The sequence below is a fragment of the Sulfitobacter sp. PM12 genome (genome assembly GCF_045586035.1).
GTDB classification, from domain to species: Bacteria; Pseudomonadota; Alphaproteobacteria; order Rhodobacterales; family Rhodobacteraceae; genus Sulfitobacter; species Sulfitobacter pontiacus.
The window spans coordinates 1,248,382-1,270,486 of record NZ_CP151529.1; the positions used below are offsets into that span (position 1 = coordinate 1,248,382).

The window sequence follows — 22,105 nt, forward strand, 5'->3', positions numbered from 1 at the left end:
GCCCCTTGGGCCAGCGTCTGTAGGCCTTAGCGCGGAGCGGCGTCGAGCATCCCCAGACGCGGCTCTGTCAGCGAGGTCACGGCAATGCGCCCGTCGGGCAGGGTCACGGCACCCGTGGTCAACGCATAGTCCCCTGCCGGATCCTGAAGCGTTTCCAGCACCTTGCCCGAGGCATCCATTCGCAGGACAAAGCCATAGCGCAGCGGCGCGGGTTTCATTGCGTCGGGCAGGCGCATGATCACGCGGCGCAGGAAGGGGCTGTTTGCCAGTTGATCCATGACGGGGTTGCGCGGGCTGACCAGACCGACCCAGAATGTGCCATCGGGGGCGTTGTTGATATTGTCTGGAAACCCCGGCAGGTTCTCCAGCACCACCGTGCCTGCGCTGCCGTCCATGGGGAAGCGCCAGACGCGGTAGTTGCCGGTTTCGACCACAAATACCGCGCTGTTCGCGTCATCCACCGCCACCCCGTTGGCAAAGTTCAGACCGTCGGCAAAGACAGTCGTTTCGCCCGATGCGGGGTCGTATTTCAGGATGCGGCCGTTCGACGAATGCTCCACCAGATCCAACACCGACGCCGCCAGCGTGCCGCCGTTATCCTGCGCACCAAAGCGGGTCGAGGCATCCGAGAAATAGACGCTCCCATCGGCGGCGATATCCACATCATCGGCGTAAAGGATCGGGCTGCCGTCCTTGGTCGTCTCGGCCAGCAGGGTCACCTTGCCGCCGCGGTCCACCGACAGCAGGCCACGATAGGCGTCGGCGACGTAAAGCGTGCCGCTGTCGTCAAATTCGATCCCAAGGGGGCGGCCCTCGGTCTGCGCAAAGACGGTGATGGCCCCGTTCTCTTCGATCCGCAGGATTTCACCATCATGGGTGGCGACATGTACCAGCCCGTCCGGGCCGATATCGGCATCCTCCGGCCCGCTGCGGCCCTCAAGCTCGACGATCTTCAATGCGGTCAAACGGTCGTTGACCGCGAAATCACCGGTGTAGCCCTGATCCGGCGGGGCCTCCCACGCGACGGGGGCGACGGATACGGGCCAGAACGCGAGGTAGGCAAGCAAGGCCAGCAGGGCGATGCCCAGTAGTGTAAATAGTTTTTTCATCGGTGATCTCCTCCCCAGGGCTCGCGCCGAAGTAGTGGCGCACAGCGTAGGGTTGCTGATCCCTCGGGCAGGTGCAAGAGGCTACGCCGCGCGATTTATGTCAGCCGCTTTGGCCCGCGCCGAGGTCGCATCCCCCGCAGTGGTGAACACCGCGAGGGGGTGATGCTTAGCTCTCTACCTTGAACGTCAGCCCCGCATTGGCTGTGAGCCGGTCGATGATCGCACCACCAAAGGCAGGGGCCGCCGTCAGCACGCCGCCGGGGGTGTCGGCGGCTTCCTCGATCAGACACAGCGCCGCTTCGGTCAGCATTTTGGAGGTGGAGCCATAGCCCGGATCGCGGTCGCCTTTGACGCCAACGGTCAGCCGCTCTTTGTCAGCGGAGGTGCCGGTGAACATCAGGTCATAGCTGCCGTTGTCGCGTTCTTCTTTCGATGGGCCTTCGCCGGGTTTGATATCATCATCGCCCATCGGGTTGGATTTGGCGATGCTCTTGGCGATCGCCTCGCCTTTTTCGCCCTTGCCGGTGAACATCATCTCTTCATAGGTGAAATCCGTGCCGTAGGGGTGGCCCATCAGCATATTCGACCGGTGCACGTTCTTGGTATTGATCGACGCCATCACGAAGGGGGCGACCCAGATGCCGAAATCGGGGTCTTCGTAGGGTTTGTTGCCGTAAGGCTGTGTCGGCCCCTCAAACCCCGGTGTCAGCGCGAAGGACGAGACCAGACGTTTCATCACATCGGGATCCCCCATGGCCAGCTTCATCGTCTCTTTGCCCGACGCCGCCGTCCCGCCCGAGAACGTGCCCTTCATCCCGCGCACGCGTCCCTTGACGTCTTTCAGCGGCGCGCCAAAGCGTTTTTGTGCCTCTTGCTGCAGGAAATAGACGCCCATATCGAAGGGGATGCTGTCAAAACCGCAGGAGTGTACGATCCGGGCCCCGCTGGCCTTGGCGGCGTCGTTGTACTTTTCGATCATGTCCCACATGAAGGGCGGCTCGCCCGACAGGTCGACGTAATCGGTGCCCGCCTTGACACAGGCCGCGACCAGCGGCTCGCCATACAGCAGATAGGGGCCGACCGTGGTGATGATAACCCGCGCCCGGGCGACCATCGCGTCAAGCGAGGCAGGGTCAGAGGCATCGGCCTCGATCAGGGGGGTGTCGGCGGGCAGGCCCATCTCGTCGCGCACCTGCGCCAGCTTGGACGCGCTGCGCCCTGCCATCGCCCAGGATCGGTCCGGATAGGTCGCGTGGATGTATTCCGCGACCAGCCGCCCCGTGAACCCTGTCGCGCCGTAGATGATGATATCGAATTCAGCCATGTGCCGTTCCTCCCCGATTGGTTGCATGTCTTTGCGCCGACTATGGGACAGCGCAGACGGTATTGACCATTACCGAGTTTCAGAACGCTGCGTCGGGGGGCAAAAGAAACGGGCCGCAGCAGATGCTACGGCCCGTCTCGAATTCAGGTAGGATGCGTCCGGATCACTCTGCCGGGAGCTTCCATGCGTCGCGGTCGATATCCAGATCGGCATAATCGTCCGGGTTCAGCACGGGGCGTTCGACGCCTGCCTTTAGCTGACGACGGAAGTCGCGCAGCAGGCGCATGGCCACGGGGAAGAGCATCATGATCGCCAGCAAGTTGACCAGCGCCAGAATACCCATCATCGGATCCGAGAAGAAGAACACCGCAGTCGCCGCGGGTGCTGTCGCACCCAGGAAGACAATCGCGATGATCGCGATCCGCAGACCCAGAATACCCAAGGGGCTCTTGGTCAGTACCGTCATCGCGTTTTCACCCAGATAGTAGTTGTAGATGATCGACGAGAACGAGAACAGCAGGATCGCGCCGCTCAGGAAATACTGCACCCATGTGCCCAGATGCGACACCATGCTTTGCTGAGTCAGCGCCACGCCGTCGATGCCTTCGGCACCGGGGACATAGACATCGCCCAGCAGGATCACGAAAGCCGTGCACGAGCAGATGATGATCGTGTCGATAAAGACCGAAAACGACTGCGTGATGCCCTGGCTGATGGGGTGACGCACCTCGGCGGTGGCCGCGACGTTCGGGGCAGAACCCAGACCCGCCTCGTTCGAGAACAGACCGCGCCGCAGGCCTTGCGCAACCGCAGCACCCATACCGCCACCAACGGCTTCTTGCAGGCCGAAGGCATTGGTCACGATGTCATAGATCACGCCGGGCAGGCTGGTGATGTTGAGCAGGATCACGATCAGCGCCATTGCCAGATAGCCGATGGCCATGATCGGCACGACAACGTCCGACACTTTGGCAATACGGTGGATGCCGCCAAAGATGATAAAGCCCGAGATGGCCGCCAGCGCGATACCGGTCCACAGACGGTCAATGCCAAAGCTGTCCTGCATCGAACCTGCAACCGTGTTGCCCTGGAACGCGTTGAAGCCCAGACCGAAGGCCGCAATCAGGCAGATCGCATAGATCACTGCCAGCCAGCGGTATTCCTTGCCCAACCCGTGGATGATGGCCGCTGCCGGACCGCCGCGGTAGCTGTGCTCTCCGACTTTGCGCTTGAACAGCTGTGCCAGCGAACATTCGACAAGGCTGGTGGCCATACCGACCAACGCGATGGCCCACATCCAGAAGACCGCACCCGGGCCGCCAAGGGTGATTGCAACCGCGACGCCCGCGATGTTGCCGCCGCCGACACGTCCACCGACCGACACCAGCAAGGCTTCGCGCGCTGAAATCTGGTTGGAATCATCCGCGTTGTTCTTGTTCGACAGCACGCGGAACATGCGGCCAAAGTATTCGATCTGCACAAAACCGGTGGCGATTGTGATGAAGATACCGAAAATGACGAGGATCGGGATCAGCGACCATCCCCAGGTGAAGTCTCCGATCCAGCCGAAGAGCGTTTGTAGAAATTCCATATAAATGTCCCTTTGTTTTGCCGCGTTTTACGGTGTTCTTGGCCAAAGCGTAAAGCCGAATGACGCAGCGCGAAGCTCGTAGCCCCGGTGCGACGTCTAGTGCGTTGATCCTTATACAGGTTATTTCGCAATTCAACTTTCGCGGGTTGGCTCTTCGCGCGTTAATCGGCCATTTCTCCGCATTGATCCGCAGCCAGATAGGCGTGTTGCGCGTCAAACTGCGCAAAGCAGCTCAGCGCGAGGTGGATTTTGACGAAGGCCGCCTCGGCTGTCATCTGGCCGCCGTCGACCACCCCGCTATCGCGCAGCGCCTTACCCGCGGCATAGGTGCCGATCTGCATGCCGCCCTCGGCGCATTGGCTGACGGCCACCACGGGAACGCCCTTGCCTTGCGCTTTGCGCAAGGCGGCACGTAGGGCGGGGCTGTCGGGGACCGTGCCCGCGCCAAAGCAGCGCAGAACGATCCCGCCGCAGGTGGTCGCCGCATGATCCAGCAGGGCGGCGCTGAAACCGGGGGTGACGGTCAGAAGGGCAATCTCGTGGGGGCGCAGGGGGCTGAGCTGCGGGTCGGGTGCGGTGACACGCGGTGCCCTGTCGGTTGGCGCGGCGGTAAAGGCGTCCAGCGCCTGCGAATGGGCCTTGCGCACCCGCCCGCCATGCAGCCGTTTGCCGCCGAATTGCACCCAGATCCCCGCCGGTGCCGTACGCGCTGCGGCAAGCGCATCGATCAGATTGGCCGTGCCGTCCGTGTCAGCCACAGTCAGCGGTCGCATCGCGCCGGTCACGATCACAGGCTGCGCCAGACCGGGCAGCGCGAGGCACAGGGCGGCGGCGGTATAGGCCAGCGTATCCGTCCCGTGGGTCACGACGAAGCCGTCAAAGCGGCCCCGATGCTGATGGATGGTCTGCGCGATGCGCGCCCAATCCTGCGCCGTGGCAAGGGCGGAATCGATCAGCGGATCAAGGCGCAGCACCTCGACCTCTCCGGCGATCTTGCCGCTGGCCACCAGCGCTGCGACCGCATCTTCGACCACCCCGTCGCGAGGGGCGAAACCGTCGGGGGTCTGGGCCATGCCAATCGTGCCGCCCGTGTGGATCAAGAGTGTCGCCATGCTGCGCCCTTTGTGTTGATTGCCGCCCAATATGCCCCGTCCGGAGCCCTGCGAAAACTGCCGCAGGCGGACCAGAAGCGCCTGTCGCTGTCAAGCCTGCTGATCGTCGGCGCATTGGGCCAAAGCCGCCATGACGTGACATCCGGCTTGACGGGCAGGGTGCGGCGGCGCGTATATACGCCCGACACGACCGGAAGGCCCCCTGATGCGCACACCGACCCGCCGCCATTTTATCGCCCTTGCCAGTGCGGGTGCCGTCGCCGGATGCGGCGGGCAGGGCGGGTTCTCTGTCGTTGATCCGGACCACGCCGGCGCAGGTGCAGGGGCGGATGTGGGCGCGGGCGTGCAACAGCTGCTCGTCGCGACCACACGCACCGCCGATCCTGCGCCGATCGCCTATGGGGCGGGGCGGGCAAAAACGCTGGATTTCGCCCGGCTTGCCATCTCGATCCCGCCGAACCACGCGGTCGGGCAGATCGAACGCAGCCGCGGATCGCGGGCCGACCCCGCACGCCATTTCGCCCTCACCGGGGCAGAGACCTTGCCGGATCTAGAGGCGCTGGTCACTGCCGCCCGCGCCGCGTCGACACCGGGGCAAGAGGCGGTGGTCTTTGTGCATGGCTATAACAACGGCTTTGCCAAAGCCGCGTACCGTCATGCGCAGGTGGCGTGGGACTATGAACTCAAGGGGCCGCAGATCCACTTTTCGTGGTCGTCAGCGGCGAACCCCTTCGAATATACCTATGACCGCGACAGCGTGCTGATCGCCCGCGATGCGCTGGCGACTTTGCTGCGGCGCCTGCTGCGCGAGGACGGGCTGCGCGTGTCGCTGGTGGGGCATTCGATGGGCGGGCTACTGATCATGGAGACGTTGCGCCAGATCGCGCTGAGCGGAGACCGCGCCCTGCTGGATCGTTTGTCTGCGACGACGCTGATCTCGCCCGATATCGATATGGATCTGTTCCGCGCGCAGGCCCATGCGCTTGGCCATTTGCCGCAGCCCTTTACCGTGGCGATTGCGCAGAACGACCGGCTGCTGCGCCTGTCGTCGGGCTTGTCAGGGGGGGCTGCGCGTCTGGGATCGGTAGAGGATCTGGACCAGCTTGAAGGGCTTGGCGTCTTCGTGGTGGATATGACGGGCATCGCCGACACGGGCAGCAATCACTTCCTGCCGGGCACCTCGGCCTCTGCCATTGCGCTGATAAAGGGGTTGCGAGACGCCGATGCGCTGGCCCCGCAATCCCTGTCGGTCGGACCGGTGAGCATCAAGCTGGGCGGGTAGCCGCGTCGCCGTCCAGGCCCGCCGCTGAAATGGCCGCCCGAAGCGCTGTGCTAAAGCGCGCCATCATCGCGCCATCCTCTGCCAAGTTGCGGCGCAGGGATCGGGGCAGCTCCAACTGCACGCCCGCGCCGCTGCGGGTGCGGTTGCAGATGTTGCTGGGGTGTACGCCGGGCAGGGCCGTATTCAGCGCGGACGCGAACCCCGCCGCGCGCAATGCGTCGCCCACAGCGTGCCGCAGGATTTCGTCACGCCCGCCCAGCCAAACCGTGTCGGAGCCATCATCCTTGCGCCCGTGAATGGCAATCGACGTGTCCGCCCCAGCCACCAGTGCCAGCGCCCGAGGCTCATCAAACCGATGCGAGGTGATGTGGTAATCGCCATGCGCCCCGGCGCGCAGCGCCTCGAACAAGTAGAACGACAGATCATTCCCGGCGACAGCCCGTGCGATGCTTGCCGTTTCCGGTTCGATCGTCCCGCCATGGGGCGCAAGGATCGCGACGCATGTGCCGCGATCCTGCACGGTGATACGGTAGTCCCGGTCCTGCTCATGCGCCGCGGCGAGCGTGGCGAAATCGGGGTAGCGGTCGGCCATCGTCTATACGTTCAGCTTGGTGATCGTCTTGCTGATCTTGCCGCCGACGCGACGCAGGCTCACCATCTCTCCGAAGCGGATGTGCAGCCAGTCTGACCCATCCTCGGTCAGCGGTTCCGACGCGAAAATAGCCGAGGTCGCTTCACCTTCGGGGCTGGCATCGACCTTGTAGCTGTCGGCGTAGTCCTCGAAATTCTCGCCCATCAACAGGTACATCGGTTCAAGCAGCATCGACAGGGCGTAGTCATCGGTGCCGGGGCCGGCTTTGCGCAGCTCTTTCCAGTCGCCTTCGGGTGCGGTTTCGCCTTTGTGGCCGGCCCCATAGTTCACGCCGATGATCCGGTCGGTGGACACCAGAGCGATCTTCAACTTGGTCAGGGCGACCAGATCCAGCTTGCGCATCGCCTGCAATACGGCATCAAGCAGCTTCTCGAACGCCGTCTGCACGGCGTCATCGCTATCGCCCTCTAGTAGGGACAGCAGCAGCACGTAAAAGAATTCCGTGTCTGTCGTGCCTTTCATCTGCCGCAGGAAATCGTCTTTGCACAGGGGCAGCAATTCGCGTTGCAGCAGCCGCCAATGGGGCAGGGCTCCGTTTTGCGCGATGATCCACGGGGTGCCCTTGAACGAGAACGGGTGGCAGTTCTCGTCCGCCAGCACGTTGCGGGCATCATAGGCCGCAGCGCGGACATGGGCGAGCATGGTGCTGGTCTGCAAGCTGGGGATGATGCCGGGGGCGTTGTCATCGTGGAACGCGGCCATGGGGCGGTGATACAGCAGCGGTTCCTCGGGCTTCAGCAGATGCGCGCTCCATAATCCGAAGCCCCATCCGGCCAGTTGCAGGTTCGGGTGCAGCTCGGGGTCAAGGCTTTGGTTGATCAGACTGTTTTCCGGCTTGATCAGCAGGCTTTCAAGCGGGATTTCAGGCCCGATGTAGGCGAGAACGCGGCACATAGCTTTCCTATCACATCAAGGGTCGATCACGGGCACCACCAAGCGGCGGCATCTCGTATCATTCTGTCAGCTCAGGTAGGGCGGCGCGGGTCAAAGGCCAGATCAGGGGATCAGAGGGGGCGGACACCTGCGCATGTGGCAGGGCCGTCCGACATATGCAGACGGTCGCGGGTCAGCGTGTTGCGCTCACAGCGCGATAGGTGCTGTTTTGCGGCATCCGTATCGCCACTGAACCGCTGCAAGGCGCGCTGCCACGCCCGCAGGGCAGAGCGTGCGGACCAAGGCAATGCCGCTTGGGCCAGCCAGCCGCGCAGTTCCGGCGGCAAGCGGTCATAGGCGGCCATCGGGTCTTGTGTGCGACGGCGTGCGGCAAGGCTGCTGCGGCAGTTAGGCTGGCGAAGGGTGGTTTTCGGCATGGTACTTTTGTCGCTGGAAGCAAGGGGTGCGCCGCCACCGTCAAGGCAGGCAGCGGCGCAGGATGTCAGTGCGCCTGCATCTCGGCAGAGATGTCAGCGGGGCTGAGGGCCGCGGGGTAATATGTCGGCCAGTTGGTGACTTCCTTCAGCAGGGCCGCGCGATCATCCCCCCAATAAAGGTGATAGTGATCTGCCTTGGCGGGCGCGATCTTGTGGTCGCTGAACTGGAAGAACATCGGGGCCTCGACGTCGCCGCTGATCTTTTCAAAGATATAGCGCACACCGCGATTACCCTTTTCATAGGTCAACACCTCGAAGCCGTCGCTTTCATACCGCCCCTGCACCGATGTCTCGCCCGTGTAGAAGGTTGCGGTATCGCCCGAGAATACGATCCGGTCGACATCGGTGGCATAGCCGGTGGTGTAATAGGCTTTGTATTCCTCGGCGGTTTTGTCACCCTTGGCCGCCTTATGCGCCATCACCGCGTCCAGATCACCGCTTTGCAACAGCGGGTAGACGGACTGCCAGTCGCCCTCCCAATCGGCCAGCGGGCGCGGTTTGATCTGCGCATCGTCGAAATAGCCTTTGTAGATGGCGTCATCGCCGTGGTCGTGTTTGTGGTCATGATCATGGTCGTGGGCTTCGTGGTCATGCGCCTTGTCCTTGGCGTGATCCGCAAGGGCGGGCAGGGCTGTGGCGGCAAGAGAGGTCGCGGCCAGAGCGGAAAGAAATGCGGTGTGGATGCGGGTCATCATGGGCTCCATTCAGGATCGGTAGAGAAGTGATTCGTTATGTTATAACGTAACTATTTTCCTACAGGCAAGCCACGCGGAGAGCAATGATCAGAATTCTTGATTAAATCAGTCAAGGCAGTAAGGTCGGGACACGATTGCCGGTAGGGAACTTGAAAAAGGGCCGCGCAGTCGCTCTGGGAGGAGAACAAAATGAAGACTAATAATACTATTAATCGACGTTCGTTTTTGACCAAATCGGCGGTCGCTGGCGGGGCTGCGGCTGGCAGCATGCTGGCGGCTCCGGCGGTTCTGGCGCAAGCGCCATTGGTTATCAAAATGCAAACGTCATGGAATGACGCCAATATCTGGCAGGACTTCGCACGCGACTATGCCACCCGCGTCGAAGAAATGTCGGGCGGACGCGTCAAGGTCGATGTGCTGCCTGCGGGCGCGGTTGTTGCGGCGTTCCAGGTGCTGGACGCTGTGAATGACGGCTTGATCGATGCTGCGCATTCGGTGCCTGTCTATTGGTACGGCAAGAACAAGGCCGCGTCGCTGTTCGGCACAGGTCCGGTTTTCGGCGGCTCCGCAACGACCATGCTGTCGTGGTTCTACGAAGGCGGCGGCCAAGAGCTGTATAACGAGCTGACACAGGACATCATGGGCCTCGACGTGGTTGGCTACATGGGTTTCCCGATGTTTGCGCAGCCCTTTGGCTGGTTCAAGGAAGAGGTAAATTCGGTCGAGGATCTGCAAGGGTTCAAATATCGCACCGTGGGTCTGGCGGCCGATCTGATGGCCAAACTCGGCATGTCCGTCGCTCAGCTGCCGGGCGGCGAAATCGTGCCCGCGATGGAGCGTGGCGTGATCGACGCTTTCGAGTTCAACAACCCCTCGTCGGACAAGGACTTTGGCGCGCAGGACGTGGCCAAGAACTACTATCTGTCGTCCTATCACCAGGCGTCGGAAAGCTTCGAATTCCTGTTCTCGCGGACCTTCCTTGAGGATCTGGACCCGGACCTGCAGGCGATCCTGAAATATGCTGTCGAAGCGGCCTCTACCGCGAACACAGCCAAGGCGATGAACCGCTATTCCGCGGATCTTCAGTTCTTGCAGGATGAAGCAGGGGTCACCGTGCGCCGCACCTCGAAAGAGATTCTGGACGCACAGCTGAAGGCATGGGACGAACTGATCCCCGAGCTGGAAGCCGATCCGTTCATGAAAAAGACCCTCGACAGCCAGCGCGAGTGGGTCAGCCGTGTGTCGTATTACGAGCTGATGAACTCGCCCGACTACGGTCTGGCCTACGAGCATTACTTCCCTGGCAAGATCAAGCTCTGATCCCGCTGACAGGTAAAGTACAGAACCCCGGCACCTTTGTGTGCCGGGGTTTCAGACGAGGCATGGGGACATCATGATTTCATTTATACGGTTCGCCGACAGCCTGTCGGCATGGTTTGGCAAGTCATTCGCGTGGCTTATCCTGCTGATGTCCATCGGCACGGGCTACGAGGTGTTCGTACGCTATGTGCTTAACAGCCCGACGGCCTGGGCGCTGGACGTTTCCTTTATCATGTACGGCACGCTGTTCATGATGGGCGGGGCCTATACGCTGTCGCGTGGCGGGCATGTGCGGGGCGATTTCCTGTACCGGCTGCTGCAACCCAAGACCCAGGGCAAAATCGATATCGTGCTGTATATCGTCTTCTTTTTCCCCGGTGTGCTGGCCCTGATCCTGTCCGGCTGGAAATACGCCGCGCGGTCCTGGCAATACGGAGAGGTCTCCGTCAACAGCCCCGCGGGTGTGCCGATCTACCAGTTCAAAGCGGTGATCGTGGCGGCGGGCATATTGCTGTTTATCCAGGGGATCGCGCAGGTATGCCGCTGCATTATCGCGATCCGGGACAATTACTGGCTTGAAGCGGACGAAGACGTTTTCGAGACCGAAGACCTTTTGATCCAGAAGGCCAACATGGCCGAGAAAGACCATATCACATGACCGATCCGCAAATTGCCCTGATGATGCTTGGGCTGTTCATCATCTTTGTTTTTCTGGGCTTCCCGATCGCCTTTACCCTGATGGCCATGGGCATCGGCTTTGGCTACTACGCCTATTTCGATGCGCGCCGCATGTGGCGCGGTTTTGACCGGCTGGATGAAACCGCCGGACAATGGGAACAATGGTCAAGTTGGATAGAGGGGTTCTATAACAACCGAATATTTGACCTCTTCGTGAACCAGACCTTTACCGTGATGTCGAACGAGGTGCTGACGGCTGTGCCCTTGTTCCTGTTCATGGGCTATATCGTCGAACGCTCCAACATCGTTGACCGTTTGTTCACCACGCTGAACATCGCGTCCAAGAATGTCCCCGGATCGATGGGGGTGGCGGCGCTGATCACCTGCGCGCTGTTTGCCACGGCGACAGGGATCGTGGGCGCGGTTGTGACCTTGATGGGCCTGCTGGCGCTGCCGGCGATGTTGAAAGCGCGCTATGACCCGTCCTTTGCGGCGGGCATCATCTGTGCGGGCGGCACCCTGGGCATCCTGATCCCGCCGTCGATCATGCTGATCGTCTATGCGGCGGCGACCAATGTGTCGATCGTGCGCCTTTATGCGGCGGCACTGCTGCCGGGGCTGACGCTGGTGGGGCTGTATCTGGTCTATATCATCGGGCGGTCTTTGCTGCAGCCATCGTCGGCACCAAAGCCCACGGCGGATGAGGTGCCGGACATGCCGATGGGCAAGCTGGTGATGATGATCATCACCTCTTTCGTGCCACTGGCTTTCCTGATCTTTGCGGTGCTCGGGTCGATCCTTTTCGGTCTCGCCACCCCGACAGAGGCGGCGTCCATCGGTGCATTGGGCGGTATCTTCCTCGCCTTCATCTACCGCGCGATGACATGGCAGCGTTTGCGTGAAAGCGTCTATCTCACTGTGCGCACAACGGCGATGGTCTGCTGGCTGTTCGTCGGCTCCTACACCTTCTCTGCCGTGTTCTCCTACCTCGGGGGGGAGCATGTGATCTCGGAGTTCGTGCAATCCATGAACCTGTCGCCGATCCAGTTCCTGATCATGGCGCAGCTCATTATCTTCCTGCTGGGCTGGCCGCTGGAATGGTCCGAGATCATCATCATCTTCGTGCCGATCTTCCTGCCGCTGCTCGCGGTGTTCGAGATTGATCCGCTGTTCTTTGGCATCCTCGTGGCGCTGAACCTGCAGACCAGTTTCTTGACCCCGCCGATGGCGATGTCGGCCTATTACCTCAAAGGCATCGCGCCGCCGTCGCTCCTGCTGACGCAGATCTTCAAGGGGGTCATGCCGTTCCTCTTCTGCGTGATCCTGTCGATGGTGCTGATGTATGTCTTCCCGCAGATCGTCTTCTATTTGCCGGATCTGTTTTATGGACGGTAATCGGATGACGGGTCACGGGGTGGACGGCACCCCCAGCGTGACACTACTGCGTGACAGGCTGGCGTCCGGTGCGCTGGATGCGCTGGCGCTGGTCGACAGCTATATCAAGCGGATCGAGGCGCGCGAGCCGCAGGTCGGTGCATGGGCGTGGTTCGATCCCGAATTCGCGCGCGCACAGGCCCGCACGCTGGATGCGCATCGCCGGGCAGGGCGTCCCTTGGGGCGGCTTCACGGGTTGCCGGTCGCGCTGAAGGACGTGATCGACACCCAACGCATTCCCACGGAAAACGGCTGCGCGCAGGATGCGGGGCGCGTGCCCCTGCGCGACGCTTTTGTGGTAGAGAGGCTGCGCAAGGAAGGGGCGATCCTGATGGGTAAGACGGTCACGACCGAGCTTGCCTTCATGCAGCCCGGCAAGACCGCGAACCCGCATAATCTGGCGCATACGCCCGGCGGATCGTCGCAAGGCTCTGCCGCGGCGGTGGCGGACGGGATGGTCCCGCTTGCCATCGGCACCCAGACCGGCGGGTCGGTGATCCGCCCGGCGTCCTTCTGCGGGGTGACCGGATATAAACCCACCTTCGGCGCGATCCCGCGGCGGGGGGTGCTGACGCAATCGCCCTCGCTTGATACGATCGGGGTCTTTGCCAGCGACCCCGCAGGGGCCGCGCTGCTGGCCGAGGTGCTTTTCGGGCAGGATGACGAAGACAGCGCGACCACGCTTTGCGCCGCACCCGCCTTACATGCGGCGGCGACTTCGGCCCCGCCGCTGCCGCCCGTGTTCGGCTTCATCCGCCCGCCGGGATGGGAGCATGCGGAGCCGCAACTGCATGACGCCTTTGCCGAGCTGCTGGACGCGCTTGGCGATCAGGCGTTCGAGCTTCCGTTGCCAGCGGTGTTCGACACGGCAGCAGACCAGCGCAAGCTGATCAATCTGGCCGAGATGTCCTATCACTACTACCCCTATTGGCACCGGGGCGCGGACACGCTGGGGCCGATCACCCGCGACGCGATAGAGCAAGGCAACGCCGTGCCTGCCCGCGATTACCTGTCGGCCCGCGACATGCCCAAGGTGCTGAACGCCGCGCTGGACGAGATGTTCACCCGCTGCGATGTGATCCTGTGCCCCTCGGCCCCCGGTCCGGCCCCCAAAGGGTTGGAAACCACGGGCGATCCGGTGTTCAACGGGCTGTGGACCTTCTGCGGCACGCCCTGCATCAACCTGCCGCTTTTCACCTCGACCGAAGGGCTGCCCATGGGCGTCCAGCTGGTCGGCGCACGCCACAATGACGCGCGGTTGCTGCGCACGGCACAATGGCTGACCGACTGGGCCGCCGGTGCCTCTGCATAAAGGATATCTGATATGAACCGACTTCTCGCACTTGTGGCCTTTGCGACCATCACCGCCTTTCTGCTGATCCTGGCCGTAAAGGTGCCCAGCCCCGATCTGGTGATCATCGTGGCGATCACGCTGGCGTTCATCGCCTTTGATCTGTTCACCTCCAGTCGCAACAAGAAAGACTAGCCGATGTCCAAGCCCGTGATCTGGATCACCCGCACCCTGTCGAATGCCACGCTGGAACGCGCCCGCCGCGACTACGAGGTGATCTGGGATGCCGCCGACACCCCCGGCAGCGCCGAGGATATCATCAAGATGAGCGCATCCGTCGACGGGATCATCCCGTGCCACTCCGAACATTTCAGCGCCGATGTCGTGGCGCAGCTCGACCCGCGGCTGAAAATCGTCGCGAACCATTCGGTCGGGGTGGATCATTGCGATCTGGACGCGCTGCGGGGCAAGGGGATCGTCGTCACCAACACGCCCGATGTGCTGTCGGATGCCACGGCAGAGCTGGCGATGATGCTGATGCTGGGGGCTGCGCGCAATGCGGTCGCGGGGGACCGGACTGTGCGGTCCGGCACATGGGATTTCTGGTCGCCGGCCTTTCTGGTGGGCAAACAGCTGACCGGTGCGCGGCTGGGGATCGTGGGGATGGGCGGTGTGGGCCGTGCCTTTGCCCGCAAGGCGCGCGGCTTTGATATGGAGATCCACTATCACAACCGCAGCCGTCTTTCGCCCGAGGATGAAGCGGGCGCGATCTATCACGAGACACTGGAAAGCCTGCTGGCCGTGTCCGACTTCCTGTCGCTTCATTGCCCCGCGACGCCCGATACGGTCGGGCTGATGAACGCCGACCGTTTGGCGCAACTGCCCAAAGGGGCCGTGCTGGTCAACACGGCCCGCGGCAATCTGATCGACGAGGCTGCTTTGGTCGACGCTCTGGATGCGGGGCATATCGGGGCGGCGGGGCTGGATTGCTTTGTCACCGAACCGGGGGGCAATTCGGCCTTCGCGTCCTATGACAACGTGATGATGATGCCCCATGTGGGCAGCGCCACGGTGCAGACCCGCGATGCGATGGGGTTCAAGGCACTGGATAACCTTGACGCGTTCTTCCGTGGAGAGTCCCCGCCGAACGCGCTCTAGTCTAGGAACGGTCCGAAGAAATCAATGCGGACCTACGCTGAAAGAAATCGTATACGATTTACATGATCGTATTTATTTGTCATGGTGTGTTTCGAAAGGGGCGCATCATGACACTTCGGCAATCGAAATCGGACATTCTATTCGACCGGCTTCGCCATGATATCCTGTCGCTGGATCTGCCACCGGGCATGGCGCTGCGCCTACCGGCCCTGTCGGAACGCTATGCCATCGGTCTGACGCCGCTGCGCGAATGTCTGAACCGGCTGGCGGCTGAAAAGCTTGTCGTGCCCGAGCATAACAAGGGCTTTTGCGTCATCCCGCTGACCCGTGCCGATCTTCTGGATCTGGAACGCAGCCGCGATGCCATCGAAGGCGCGATGCTGGCCCATTCCGTCAGCCACGCCGATGACACGTGGGAGGCAGGGGTGATCGGCGCCTATCACCACCTGTCGCAAACGCCCGTGCCTTCGGTGATCCATAATGACGAGGCGCTGGCCCAATGGACGCGGCGGCATCTGGCCTTTCATCAGGCATTGGTGGCGGGGGCGCGCTCTGATTGGATGGCGCGGTTTGCGGGGCAGTTGCAGGACCAGTTGGGGCGCTACCACCGTTTTATTCAGGCAGGCCTGCGCGATCTGACCCAAAGCGCGCCCCCGCTGGCGGCCAAAGCGGCAGAGGTATTCTCTGCCGGTATGGCGCTAGAGCCGCATCGCGCGCTCTATCAGGCAGCGCTTGATCATGATCCGGCGGCGGCGCTTGCGGCCTTTCGCCATCACACCGGCCTGAGCATCGCCGCCTTCGAGGAGCTTTCGACGCTGATGCCGGCCCATTCGCCCTTTGCAAGAACCCTCGGCCCCCAATCGGAGACCCCCGTATGACCGGCTACAACCCCGCTGACGAAGGGGCGCAAATGTCCTTTGCCAAGGATATGTCCTATACCGATTACCTATCGCTCGACCCGATCCTCGGGGCGCAGAATTGCAAATCCGACGCCCATGACGAGATGCTGTTCATCATCCAGCATCAGACCTCAGAGCTATGGATGCGCCTGTGCCTGCACGAGCTGTCGTCGGCGCGCACCCATCTCGCGGCGGGCGATTTTGCGCCGGCGATGAAGATGCTGACCCGTGTGGCGCGCATTTTTGAACAGCTCAACAGCGCGTGGGATGTGCTGCGCACCATGACCCCCAGTGAATACAGCGATTTCCGCGACGACCTTGGCGCGTCCTCGGGGTTTCAGTCGCATCAATACCGGCTGATCGAATTCATCCTCGGCAACCGCAACCGCGCGATGATGAAAGTGCATGAACATCGCCCCGAACTGCACCAGATGCTGACGCAGGAACTGGGTACAAAATCGTTGTACCACGTGGCGCTTGATCTGCTGGCAGAGGCAACGGGGCAAAGCTTTGCCCCGCAGGCCTATGCGATGGACACGCCTCATGCGGCGGATGATGCGGTGATGCAGGCATGGGTGCGCGTCTACCAAGACCCGCGCGCCCATTGGCAGCTGTATGAGCTGGCCGAAAAGCTCGTCGATCTCGAAGATTATTTCCGCCGCTGGCGTTTCAACCATGTGACCACGGTAGAACGCATCATCGGCTTCAAACGCGGCACGGGCGGCACGTCGGGGGTGAAATACCTGCGCCGGATGCTCGAGGTCGAACTTTTCCCCGAACTCTGGAACGTACGAGGTGCCCTGTGACCCGATTGCCGATGAAAGACCGCTTTTCCCTGCCCGAGGGCATGATCTACCTTGATGGAAACTCGCTTGGGCCGCTGCCTGTGGGGACGGCCGAAAAGGTGCAGGATGTGGTGCAGGCGCAATGGGGCGCGCATCTGATCAAGGGCTGGAACCTTGACGGCTGGATGGCGCAGCCCGCACGGGTCGGCAACCGCATTGCCCGCCTGATCGGCGCGGCCGAGGGGGCGGTCACCATGGGCGACACGCTGTCGGTCAAAGTGTTTCAGGCCCTGTCTGCCGCTCTCAAGATGCGCCCCGACCGGCGGGTGATCCTGTCGGACAGCGGCAACTTCCCGTCGGACCTGTATATGGCCGAGGGGCTGATCCAGCAGTTGGGGCAAGGCTACGAGCTGCGCATCGTCGCCCCCGAGGAAGTCGCCAGCGCCATGACAGATGACGTGGCTGTCGCGATGATCACCCAAGTCGACTACCGCACGGGCCGCATGCATGACATGGCGCAGGTGACTGCGGCGGCCCATGGGGCAGGGGCAGTGATGCTGTGGGATCTGGCCCATAGCGCAGGCGCGGTGGCCGTCGATGTGGCCGCCTGCGACGCGGAATTCGCCGTCGGCTGCACCTATAAATACCTCAACGGCGGGCCGGGGGCCCCTGCGTTCATCTATGCGCGCCCCGATATCGTCGCGGACATCCAGCCCGCTTTGGCCGGGTGGCTGGGGCATGATGCGCCCTTCGCCTTCGAGACCGGATACCGCCCCGCTGCGGGTATCGAGCGCATGCGCGTCGGCACGCCCCCCGTGATCCAGATGACCGCGCTGGAGCATGCGCTTGGGCTTTGGGACGAGGTGGATATGGCCGAGCTGCGCGAGAGGTCTGTCGCGCTCGGTGAGCTGTTCATCGCGCTGGTTGAAGAAAAATGCCCCGAGCTTGTGCTGGCCAGCCCACGGGATGCAGACCAACGGGGCAGTCAGGTGTCTTTCGCGTCAAAGAACGGGTATGCGGTGATGCAGGCGTTGATCGCACGGGACGTGATCGGTGATTTCCGCGCGCCTGACATCATGCGCTTTGGCTTCACGCCTTTGTACATCGACGAAGGTGACGTGCGCGGCGCGGTCGACATCCTTGCCGACATCCTTGCGACCCGCAGTTGGGACCGGCCCGAGTATCACCAGAAGCGCGACGTGACCTGAAGGGCCAAGCGACATCGGGACGCAGCGCGGTGGCGGTGCGTCTTGGTGATGGTGGTCCGCGCGAATGAACGCTATGATCGCGCCATGCTTGATCTTCAGTCGCGCCCGAAATGCAGTGAATGCCCGATCCGCCACCGCGCCGTTTGTGCGCGGTGCGATGATGATGAACTGCTGATGCTGGAGCAGATCAAGACCTATCGGTCGTTCAAGGCGGGTGATCCGATGCTTTGGCGGGGCGACGGGCTGACCTATGTCGCGTCGGTCGTGTCGGGCGTCGCGAGCCTTGGCAAAACGATGGAAGACGGGCGCACCCAGATGGTCGGGCTGCTTTTCCCGTCGGATTTCATCGGCCGTCCGGGCCGCGCGGCGATCGACTTCGACGTGGTCGCCGTTACCGATGTGACGCTGTGCTGCTTCCAGCGCAAACCCTTCGAGGCGCTGATCGAAACCACGCCGCATATCGCCCAACGGTTGATGGAGATGGCCCTCGATGAACTGGACGCGGCGCGTGACTGGATGCTGTTGCTGGGCCGCAAAACCGCGCGCGAAAAGATCGCGACCTTCATTGAAATGCTGGCGCGGCGGCAGCAATTGGCCAATGCGGATACCCCTGGGCAAGAGCTGGTCTTGCCTCTCACACGGTACGAGATCGCCAACTATCTGGGGCTCACGCTTGAAACGGTCAGCCGCCAGCTTGGCGCGATGAAGAAAGAGGGTATCCTGAGCTTTGTCGACCGTCGCCGTTTCCGCGTGGCCGATGTGGACGCGCTGCATGCGGCCTCGGGCGATGATTGCGACTAGGGAAATATTCCCTTTGATTTGATCTGTATCAACGACGCAGGGCACCCCAAGGCGTTCCCTGTCTGCACCTTCATAGGAGAGTGCAGCATGTATAAGAATATCCTGATCCCCGTTGTTTTCGAGACCCCCGAGATCACCCAGACCGCTTTTGATGCGGCGCAGGCGCTGGCGGCACCGGACGCCAGATTGACCCTGCTGCATGTGATAGAGGCGGTGCCGGTCTATGTCGCCGAATACATTCCCACCGACATCGTGACCTCCACGCGCGAGGCGGTACAGGCGCGGCTGGATGCGCTGGCGCTAAGCGTGCCGGGGGCCGCGACAGCGATTGCGGACGGTCGCGCCGGGCCACGGGCGACACGTTGGGCCGAGGAAAACGGGACCGACTGTATCGTGATCGCGTCGCATCAGCCCGCGTTGTCTGACATCCTGCTGGGGTCGGTCGCGCAATATGTGGTGCGTCACGCCAAATGCGCGGTGCATGTGGTCAGATAGGTCGGGGCACCGCCAACGCGCTATTGCAGTCCAAGTATGCCGTCAGCGGTGGCAGCGACACGGGCGAATGCGGCGCGGTCTTTACGTGCGATCAGCCATAGGTCGTGAAACCGTCGTTGGGGCAGGGTATGCACCGCCAGCGCGTCGCGGTGCGCAAACCCCTCCACCCCTGATCGCGGCAGGATGGTATAGCCCAGTCCTTGGGCCACGGGCAGGGGGATTTGCCCGATCTGGTTGATAAAACTGCGCAGCCGCAAATGCTCTGCCCCGCGGTAGTCATCAAAGTTGCGCCCGAGAAGATCATCGGCATAGGCGTTGCCATCGGGATGCGCGATGAACCCCAAGTCATCAAGCCTCTGCAGGGTCAGATCCGCCGCGTTAAAGGTGGCGGGCAGCACGAGGCAAAGTTCCTCTTGCGACAGGGGCGTGGCCTGAACGCGGGGCATATCGGGCACCGCGGTCACCACGCCCAGATCAAGCGTCCCCGCCAGTATATCCGCCAGAATACGCGCCTGCGGCGCGGCGCTGAGGTGCATTTCCAGCTTCGGGGCCTCCTGCATCCGCGCGATCAGATACGGATACAGCCGTAATGCAAAGCTGCCAGAACACCCTATCCTGACCGTGCCTGACAAAGGATCATCGCGCTGCATCCTTTCGCGCAAGGCGCGCTCCTCTGTTCGGCGGGCACGTCCGATCGACAGCAGCTCTTCTCCGGCGGGGGTGAGGGTAAAGGACTTTCCCTCGCGCAGGATCAACGGCTGGCCGACCTGTTGTTCCAGCTTGCGGATATGCTGCGACACCCCGGGCTGGGTCATGGCCAGCCGGTCTGCGGTGCGGGTGAAATGCCCGATGTCACATAGGGTGGTGAAGGTTTCGAGCCATGAGGCGTTTAGCACGCGGATCATTCCATAAAGTTATCAATTTAATTCCATATGATAATTTTATGTTTGCACGCGGTCCACCTAAATCACGGGGTATCACAGAACAAAGGATTGACCATGACACCGACACCACGCAGTTTCTCTCATATCGGGCTTTCCGTGCCGGATCTGGACCAAGCGGTAAAATTCTACGCCGACGTGCTGGGGTTTTACGTCATCATGCAACCGACAGAGGTTGTCGAAGACGGCAGCGATATCGGGCAGATGTGTACCGATGTCTTTGGCGAAGGCTGGGGCCGCCTGCGTATCGCGCATCTTGCCACGGCAGACCGTATCGGGATCGAACTGTTTGAATTTGACGGCAACCACGCGCCCGCAGACCCGCTGAATTTCCGCCAGCACGGCACGTTCCATTTCGCCATTCAGGATCCCAACCTCGAAGACCTGCTGGCCAAGATTGTCGCGGCAGGGGGCAAGCAGCGGATGCCGGTGCGCGAATACTTCCCCGACGATAAACCCTATCGCATGGTCTATGTCGAAGACCCCTTTGGCATCGTGTTCGAGCTGTACAGCCACAGCTACGAGCTGACCTATTCCGCCGGTGCCTATAGCTAAACTCAAGTCTGTTCTGCGGGCGAATGCAGGGCTTTCGCCCGCAGTCATCAGCGCAAGATATGTCAAATAATGCAGGTCGGCGGGAACCCTCCTGCGCCGGAAGGCGGTTTTGTTGTCATAGCAACATCACGAAAGGTTTTCTCATGTCATACTGGCGCTTCTTTGCAATGATCATCACCTCTACCGTGGTGATGTTCGGCTTAATGTATCTGAACACCTACGCAATCGATCACGTGTTCTTTAGCGAAACCCGCAGCTATATGGCGCTGTATATGGGCGCGGTGATGGCGGTCATCATGCTGGCGTTCATGCTGGGGATGTACAGCAACCGTGGCGTGAATATCGCGATTTTTGCGGGCAGCGCGCTGGTTTTTGCGGTGTCGCTGTTTCTGGTGCGCAGCCAGTCCACGGTCGATGATACGGCGTGGATGCGTGCGATGATCCCGCACCACTCCATTGCGATCCTGACGAGCGAGCGTGCCAATATCTCGGACCCGCGGGTGCGCAAGCTGGCGGATGATATCATCGAAGCGCAACGGCTTGAGATCGACGAGATGAAGGCCTTGATCGCGGATCTTGAAGGCGGGCCAGCCGCAACACCGGAAATCGACGGGAAGTGAGGACACAATGACGCAACAGCAGACACAACCGGCAAAACTCTACCGTATGGTGATGCCCGACCACACCTGTCCCTACGGTCTGAAATCCAAAGACCTGCTGGAGCGTCAGGGCTTCGAGGTCGAGGATCACCACCTGACAACGCGCGAAGAGACAGACGCGTTCAAGGCGGAGCATGATGTCGAAACGACGCCGCAGAGCTTTATCGGCGGGGAACGGATCGGCGGCTATGACGATCTGCGGGTCTATTTTGGCTTGGACAAACCCAAGGATCAGCAATCTGACACGTCGTACCAGCCGGTGATCGCCATCTTTTCGGTCGCCTTTCTAATGGCGCTTGGCCTGTCGTGGTTTGCCTTCGAAAGCATCTTTACCGTGCAGGCGTTCCAGTGGTTTATCTCGATCTCCATGTGTTTCCTCGCCGTGCAGAAATTGCAGGACATCGAGAGTTTCTCGACCATGTTCCTGAATTATGACCTGCTGGCAAAACGCTGGGTGCCCTACGGCAAGATCTACCCGTTCGGAGAGGCCTTTGCAGGCATCGCCATGACCGCAGGGGCGCTCCTGTGGCTGGCAGCACCGATCGCGATCGTGATCGGCGGTATCGGGGCGATCTCGGTGATCAAGGCGGTCTATATCGACAAACGCGAGCTGAAATGCGCCTGCGTGGGCGGCAGTAGCAATGTGCCGCTTGGCTTTGTGTCCCTGACCGAGAACGTGATGATGCTGGGCATGGGGCTTTGGATGCTTGTACGGCTCTTCGGGTGATATTCTGGCACCTGCTCAG

Annotated in this window: 24 protein-coding genes; 15 read left to right on the top strand and 9 right to left on the bottom strand. The window is 61.7% G+C overall.

Translation table 11 applies throughout. From position 1 onward, the window contains the following. Positions 1 to 26 precede the first annotated feature (26 nt). The 4 genes from AADW22_RS05955 to AADW22_RS05970 all read right to left on the bottom strand — a co-directional run bounded on the left by AADW22_RS05955 (position 27) and on the right by AADW22_RS05970 (position 5,136). On the bottom strand, positions 27 to 1,109 hold the full coding sequence (locus tag AADW22_RS05955; RefSeq protein ID WP_278375584.1) for an SMP-30/gluconolactonase/LRE family protein: 1,083 nt from the start codon (positions 1,107 to 1,109) through the stop codon (positions 27 to 29). Positions 1,110 to 1,275: 166 nt separating this feature from the next. Beyond that, complete coding sequence (locus AADW22_RS05960; protein WP_407474457.1) at positions 1,276 to 2,433, bottom strand: saccharopine dehydrogenase family protein; 1,158 nt, start codon at positions 2,431 to 2,433, stop codon at positions 1,276 to 1,278. A 163-nt stretch (positions 2,434 to 2,596) separates the two neighbouring features. After that, complete coding sequence (locus tag AADW22_RS05965) at positions 2,597 to 4,024, bottom strand: sodium:alanine symporter family protein (RefSeq protein ID WP_037943691.1); 1,428 nt, start codon at positions 4,022 to 4,024, stop codon at positions 2,597 to 2,599. Between the two features lie 161 nt (positions 4,025 to 4,185). Then, positions 4,186 to 5,136 (bottom strand): asparaginase, encoded by a 951-nt coding sequence (locus AADW22_RS05970; RefSeq protein ID WP_407474458.1) that lies wholly within the window; start codon positions 5,134 to 5,136, stop codon positions 4,186 to 4,188. A gap of 205 nt (positions 5,137 to 5,341) precedes the next feature. Here AADW22_RS05970 and AADW22_RS05975 point away from each other — a divergent pair, with 205 nt between their 5' ends. After that, positions 5,342 to 6,418, top strand: a complete 1,077-nt coding sequence (locus AADW22_RS05975; protein WP_407474459.1) for an alpha/beta hydrolase — start codon at positions 5,342 to 5,344, stop codon at positions 6,416 to 6,418. Here the strand turns inward: AADW22_RS05975 and AADW22_RS05980 are convergent. The 4 genes from AADW22_RS05980 to AADW22_RS05995 form a co-directional block, all read right to left on the bottom strand. Next, positions 6,402 to 7,010 carry a poly-gamma-glutamate hydrolase family protein gene (locus AADW22_RS05980; protein ID WP_407474460.1) on the bottom strand — a complete coding sequence of 203 codons (609 nt, stop codon included), beginning with the start codon at positions 7,008 to 7,010 and terminating at the stop codon, positions 6,402 to 6,404. The genes AADW22_RS05975 and AADW22_RS05980 overlap by 17 nt on opposite strands. Before the next feature lie 3 nt (positions 7,011 to 7,013). Next, entirely contained in the window at positions 7,014 to 7,964 is a 951-nt protein-coding gene (locus AADW22_RS05985) for a class II glutamine amidotransferase (RefSeq protein ID WP_407474461.1), read from the bottom strand. Between the two features lie 110 nt (positions 7,965 to 8,074). Further along, positions 8,075 to 8,380 (bottom strand): DUF6525 family protein, encoded by a 306-nt coding sequence (locus tag AADW22_RS05990; protein WP_407474462.1) that lies wholly within the window; start codon positions 8,378 to 8,380, stop codon positions 8,075 to 8,077. A 65-nt stretch (positions 8,381 to 8,445) separates the two neighbouring features. After that, positions 8,446 to 9,132 carry a ZinT family metal-binding protein gene (locus tag AADW22_RS05995; protein WP_407474463.1) on the bottom strand — a complete coding sequence of 229 codons (687 nt, stop codon included), beginning with the start codon at positions 9,130 to 9,132 and terminating at the stop codon, positions 8,446 to 8,448. Positions 9,133 to 9,324: 192 nt separating this feature from the next. On the opposite strand from AADW22_RS05995, the gene AADW22_RS06000 reads away from it, so the two are divergent. The 11 genes from AADW22_RS06000 to AADW22_RS06050 all read left to right on the top strand — a co-directional run bounded on the left by AADW22_RS06000 (position 9,325) and on the right by AADW22_RS06050 (position 19,204). Continuing rightward, positions 9,325 to 10,455, top strand: a complete 1,131-nt coding sequence (locus AADW22_RS06000) for a TRAP transporter substrate-binding protein (protein WP_037963297.1) — start codon at positions 9,325 to 9,327, stop codon at positions 10,453 to 10,455. A 73-nt stretch (positions 10,456 to 10,528) separates the two neighbouring features. After that, the gene (locus AADW22_RS06005) at positions 10,529 to 11,113 is read left to right on the top strand and encodes a TRAP transporter small permease subunit (protein WP_005852157.1); all 585 of its coding nucleotides are present in this window, start codon (positions 10,529 to 10,531) and stop codon (positions 11,111 to 11,113) included. Beyond that, positions 11,110 to 12,528: a TRAP transporter large permease subunit gene (locus tag AADW22_RS06010; RefSeq protein WP_005852158.1), complete on the top strand. Its 1,419-nt coding sequence runs from the start codon at positions 11,110 to 11,112 to the stop codon at positions 12,526 to 12,528. Before AADW22_RS06005 ends, AADW22_RS06010 begins: the two co-directional genes overlap by 4 nt. A 4-nt stretch (positions 12,529 to 12,532) precedes the next feature. Continuing rightward, positions 12,533 to 13,879, top strand: a complete 1,347-nt coding sequence (locus AADW22_RS06015; protein ID WP_407474579.1) for an amidase — start codon at positions 12,533 to 12,535, stop codon at positions 13,877 to 13,879. Between the two features lie 12 nt (positions 13,880 to 13,891). Next, entirely contained in the window at positions 13,892 to 14,053 is a 162-nt protein-coding gene (locus tag AADW22_RS06020; RefSeq protein ID WP_184582721.1) for a hypothetical protein, read from the top strand. A gap of 3 nt (positions 14,054 to 14,056) precedes the next feature. Then, positions 14,057 to 15,016, top strand: coding sequence for a 2-hydroxyacid dehydrogenase (locus AADW22_RS06025; RefSeq protein WP_407474464.1), 960 nt, complete (start codon positions 14,057 to 14,059; stop codon positions 15,014 to 15,016). 107 nt (positions 15,017 to 15,123) lie between these two features. Then, the gene (locus tag AADW22_RS06030; protein WP_407474465.1) at positions 15,124 to 15,894 is read left to right on the top strand and encodes a GntR family transcriptional regulator; all 771 of its coding nucleotides are present in this window, start codon (positions 15,124 to 15,126) and stop codon (positions 15,892 to 15,894) included. Next, positions 15,891 to 16,721, top strand: a complete 831-nt coding sequence (locus AADW22_RS06035; protein WP_407474466.1) for a tryptophan 2,3-dioxygenase — start codon at positions 15,891 to 15,893, stop codon at positions 16,719 to 16,721. Before AADW22_RS06030 ends, AADW22_RS06035 begins: the two co-directional genes overlap by 4 nt. A gap of 11 nt (positions 16,722 to 16,732) precedes the next feature. Continuing rightward, the gene (kynU, locus tag AADW22_RS06040; RefSeq protein WP_407474580.1) at positions 16,733 to 17,908 is read left to right on the top strand and encodes a kynureninase; all 1,176 of its coding nucleotides are present in this window, start codon (positions 16,733 to 16,735) and stop codon (positions 17,906 to 17,908) included. Between the two features lie 48 nt (positions 17,909 to 17,956). Beyond that, positions 17,957 to 18,709 (top strand): transcriptional regulator FnrL, encoded by a 753-nt coding sequence (fnrL, locus tag AADW22_RS06045; RefSeq protein WP_005852166.1) that lies wholly within the window; start codon positions 17,957 to 17,959, stop codon positions 18,707 to 18,709. Between the two features lie 87 nt (positions 18,710 to 18,796). Next, the gene (locus tag AADW22_RS06050) at positions 18,797 to 19,204 is read left to right on the top strand and encodes a universal stress protein (protein ID WP_037963283.1); all 408 of its coding nucleotides are present in this window, start codon (positions 18,797 to 18,799) and stop codon (positions 19,202 to 19,204) included. 20 nt (positions 19,205 to 19,224) lie between these two features. On the opposite strand, the gene AADW22_RS06055 is transcribed toward AADW22_RS06050, so the two are convergent. Then, positions 19,225 to 20,109: a LysR family transcriptional regulator gene (locus AADW22_RS06055; protein WP_407474467.1), complete on the bottom strand. Its 885-nt coding sequence runs from the start codon at positions 20,107 to 20,109 to the stop codon at positions 19,225 to 19,227. 93 nt (positions 20,110 to 20,202) lie between these two features. Here AADW22_RS06055 and AADW22_RS06060 point away from each other — a divergent pair, with 93 nt between their 5' ends. The 3 genes from AADW22_RS06060 to AADW22_RS06070 all read left to right on the top strand — a co-directional run bounded on the left by AADW22_RS06060 (position 20,203) and on the right by AADW22_RS06070 (position 22,086). Continuing rightward, positions 20,203 to 20,700, top strand: coding sequence for a lactoylglutathione lyase family protein (locus tag AADW22_RS06060; RefSeq protein WP_074635437.1), 498 nt, complete (start codon positions 20,203 to 20,205; stop codon positions 20,698 to 20,700). A 143-nt stretch (positions 20,701 to 20,843) separates the two neighbouring features. Continuing rightward, positions 20,844 to 21,320 carry a DUF305 domain-containing protein gene (locus AADW22_RS06065; protein ID WP_009826428.1) on the top strand — a complete coding sequence of 159 codons (477 nt, stop codon included), beginning with the start codon at positions 20,844 to 20,846 and terminating at the stop codon, positions 21,318 to 21,320. A 7-nt stretch (positions 21,321 to 21,327) separates the two neighbouring features. Next, entirely contained in the window at positions 21,328 to 22,086 is a 759-nt protein-coding gene (locus AADW22_RS06070) for a glutaredoxin family protein (RefSeq protein ID WP_260005106.1), read from the top strand. Positions 22,087 to 22,105 lie beyond the last annotated feature (19 nt).

What these genes read in the sequence shown, in the direction of transcription:
- AADW22_RS05970 (WP_407474458.1), bottom strand. Translation starts at nt 5,136, where the DNA reads ATGGCGACACTCTTGATCCACACGGGCGGCACGATTGGCATGGCCCAG.
- AADW22_RS06035 (WP_407474466.1), top strand. Translation starts at nt 15,891, where the DNA reads ATGACCGGCTACAACCCCGCTGACGAAGGGGCGCAAATGTCCTTTGCC.
- AADW22_RS06015 (WP_407474579.1), top strand. Translation starts at nt 12,533, where the DNA reads ATGACGGGTCACGGGGTGGACGGCACCCCCAGCGTGACACTACTGCGT.
- AADW22_RS06055 (WP_407474467.1), bottom strand. Translation starts at nt 20,109, where the DNA reads ATGATCCGCGTGCTAAACGCCTCATGGCTCGAAACCTTCACCACCCTA.
- kynU (WP_407474580.1), top strand. Translation starts at nt 16,733, where the DNA reads ATGAAAGACCGCTTTTCCCTGCCCGAGGGCATGATCTACCTTGATGGA.
- AADW22_RS05955 (WP_278375584.1), bottom strand. Translation starts at nt 1,109, where the DNA reads ATGAAAAAACTATTTACACTACTGGGCATCGCCCTGCTGGCCTTGCTT.
- AADW22_RS06020 (WP_184582721.1), top strand. Translation starts at nt 13,892, where the DNA reads ATGAACCGACTTCTCGCACTTGTGGCCTTTGCGACCATCACCGCCTTT.
- AADW22_RS06030 (WP_407474465.1), top strand. Translation starts at nt 15,124, where the DNA reads ATGACACTTCGGCAATCGAAATCGGACATTCTATTCGACCGGCTTCGC.
- AADW22_RS05985 (WP_407474461.1), bottom strand. Translation starts at nt 7,964, where the DNA reads ATGTGCCGCGTTCTCGCCTACATCGGGCCTGAAATCCCGCTTGAAAGC.
- AADW22_RS05980 (WP_407474460.1), bottom strand. Translation starts at nt 7,010, where the DNA reads ATGGCCGACCGCTACCCCGATTTCGCCACGCTCGCCGCGGCGCATGAG.
- AADW22_RS05965 (WP_037943691.1), bottom strand. Translation starts at nt 4,024, where the DNA reads ATGGAATTTCTACAAACGCTCTTCGGCTGGATCGGAGACTTCACCTGG.
- AADW22_RS06050 (WP_037963283.1), top strand. Translation starts at nt 18,797, where the DNA reads ATGTATAAGAATATCCTGATCCCCGTTGTTTTCGAGACCCCCGAGATC.
- AADW22_RS06070 (WP_260005106.1), top strand. Translation starts at nt 21,328, where the DNA reads ATGACGCAACAGCAGACACAACCGGCAAAACTCTACCGTATGGTGATG.
- AADW22_RS06000 (WP_037963297.1), top strand. Translation starts at nt 9,325, where the DNA reads ATGAAGACTAATAATACTATTAATCGACGTTCGTTTTTGACCAAATCG.
- AADW22_RS05975 (WP_407474459.1), top strand. Translation starts at nt 5,342, where the DNA reads ATGCGCACACCGACCCGCCGCCATTTTATCGCCCTTGCCAGTGCGGGT.
- AADW22_RS06005 (WP_005852157.1), top strand. Translation starts at nt 10,529, where the DNA reads ATGATTTCATTTATACGGTTCGCCGACAGCCTGTCGGCATGGTTTGGC.
- AADW22_RS06060 (WP_074635437.1), top strand. Translation starts at nt 20,203, where the DNA reads ATGACACCGACACCACGCAGTTTCTCTCATATCGGGCTTTCCGTGCCG.
- AADW22_RS05995 (WP_407474463.1), bottom strand. Translation starts at nt 9,132, where the DNA reads ATGACCCGCATCCACACCGCATTTCTTTCCGCTCTGGCCGCGACCTCT.
- AADW22_RS06025 (WP_407474464.1), top strand. Translation starts at nt 14,057, where the DNA reads ATGTCCAAGCCCGTGATCTGGATCACCCGCACCCTGTCGAATGCCACG.
- AADW22_RS06065 (WP_009826428.1), top strand. Translation starts at nt 20,844, where the DNA reads ATGTCATACTGGCGCTTCTTTGCAATGATCATCACCTCTACCGTGGTG.
- AADW22_RS05990 (WP_407474462.1), bottom strand. Translation starts at nt 8,380, where the DNA reads ATGCCGAAAACCACCCTTCGCCAGCCTAACTGCCGCAGCAGCCTTGCC.
- AADW22_RS06010 (WP_005852158.1), top strand. Translation starts at nt 11,110, where the DNA reads ATGACCGATCCGCAAATTGCCCTGATGATGCTTGGGCTGTTCATCATC.
- fnrL (WP_005852166.1), top strand. Translation starts at nt 17,957, where the DNA reads ATGGTGGTCCGCGCGAATGAACGCTATGATCGCGCCATGCTTGATCTT.
- AADW22_RS05960 (WP_407474457.1), bottom strand. Translation starts at nt 2,433, where the DNA reads ATGGCTGAATTCGATATCATCATCTACGGCGCGACAGGGTTCACGGGG.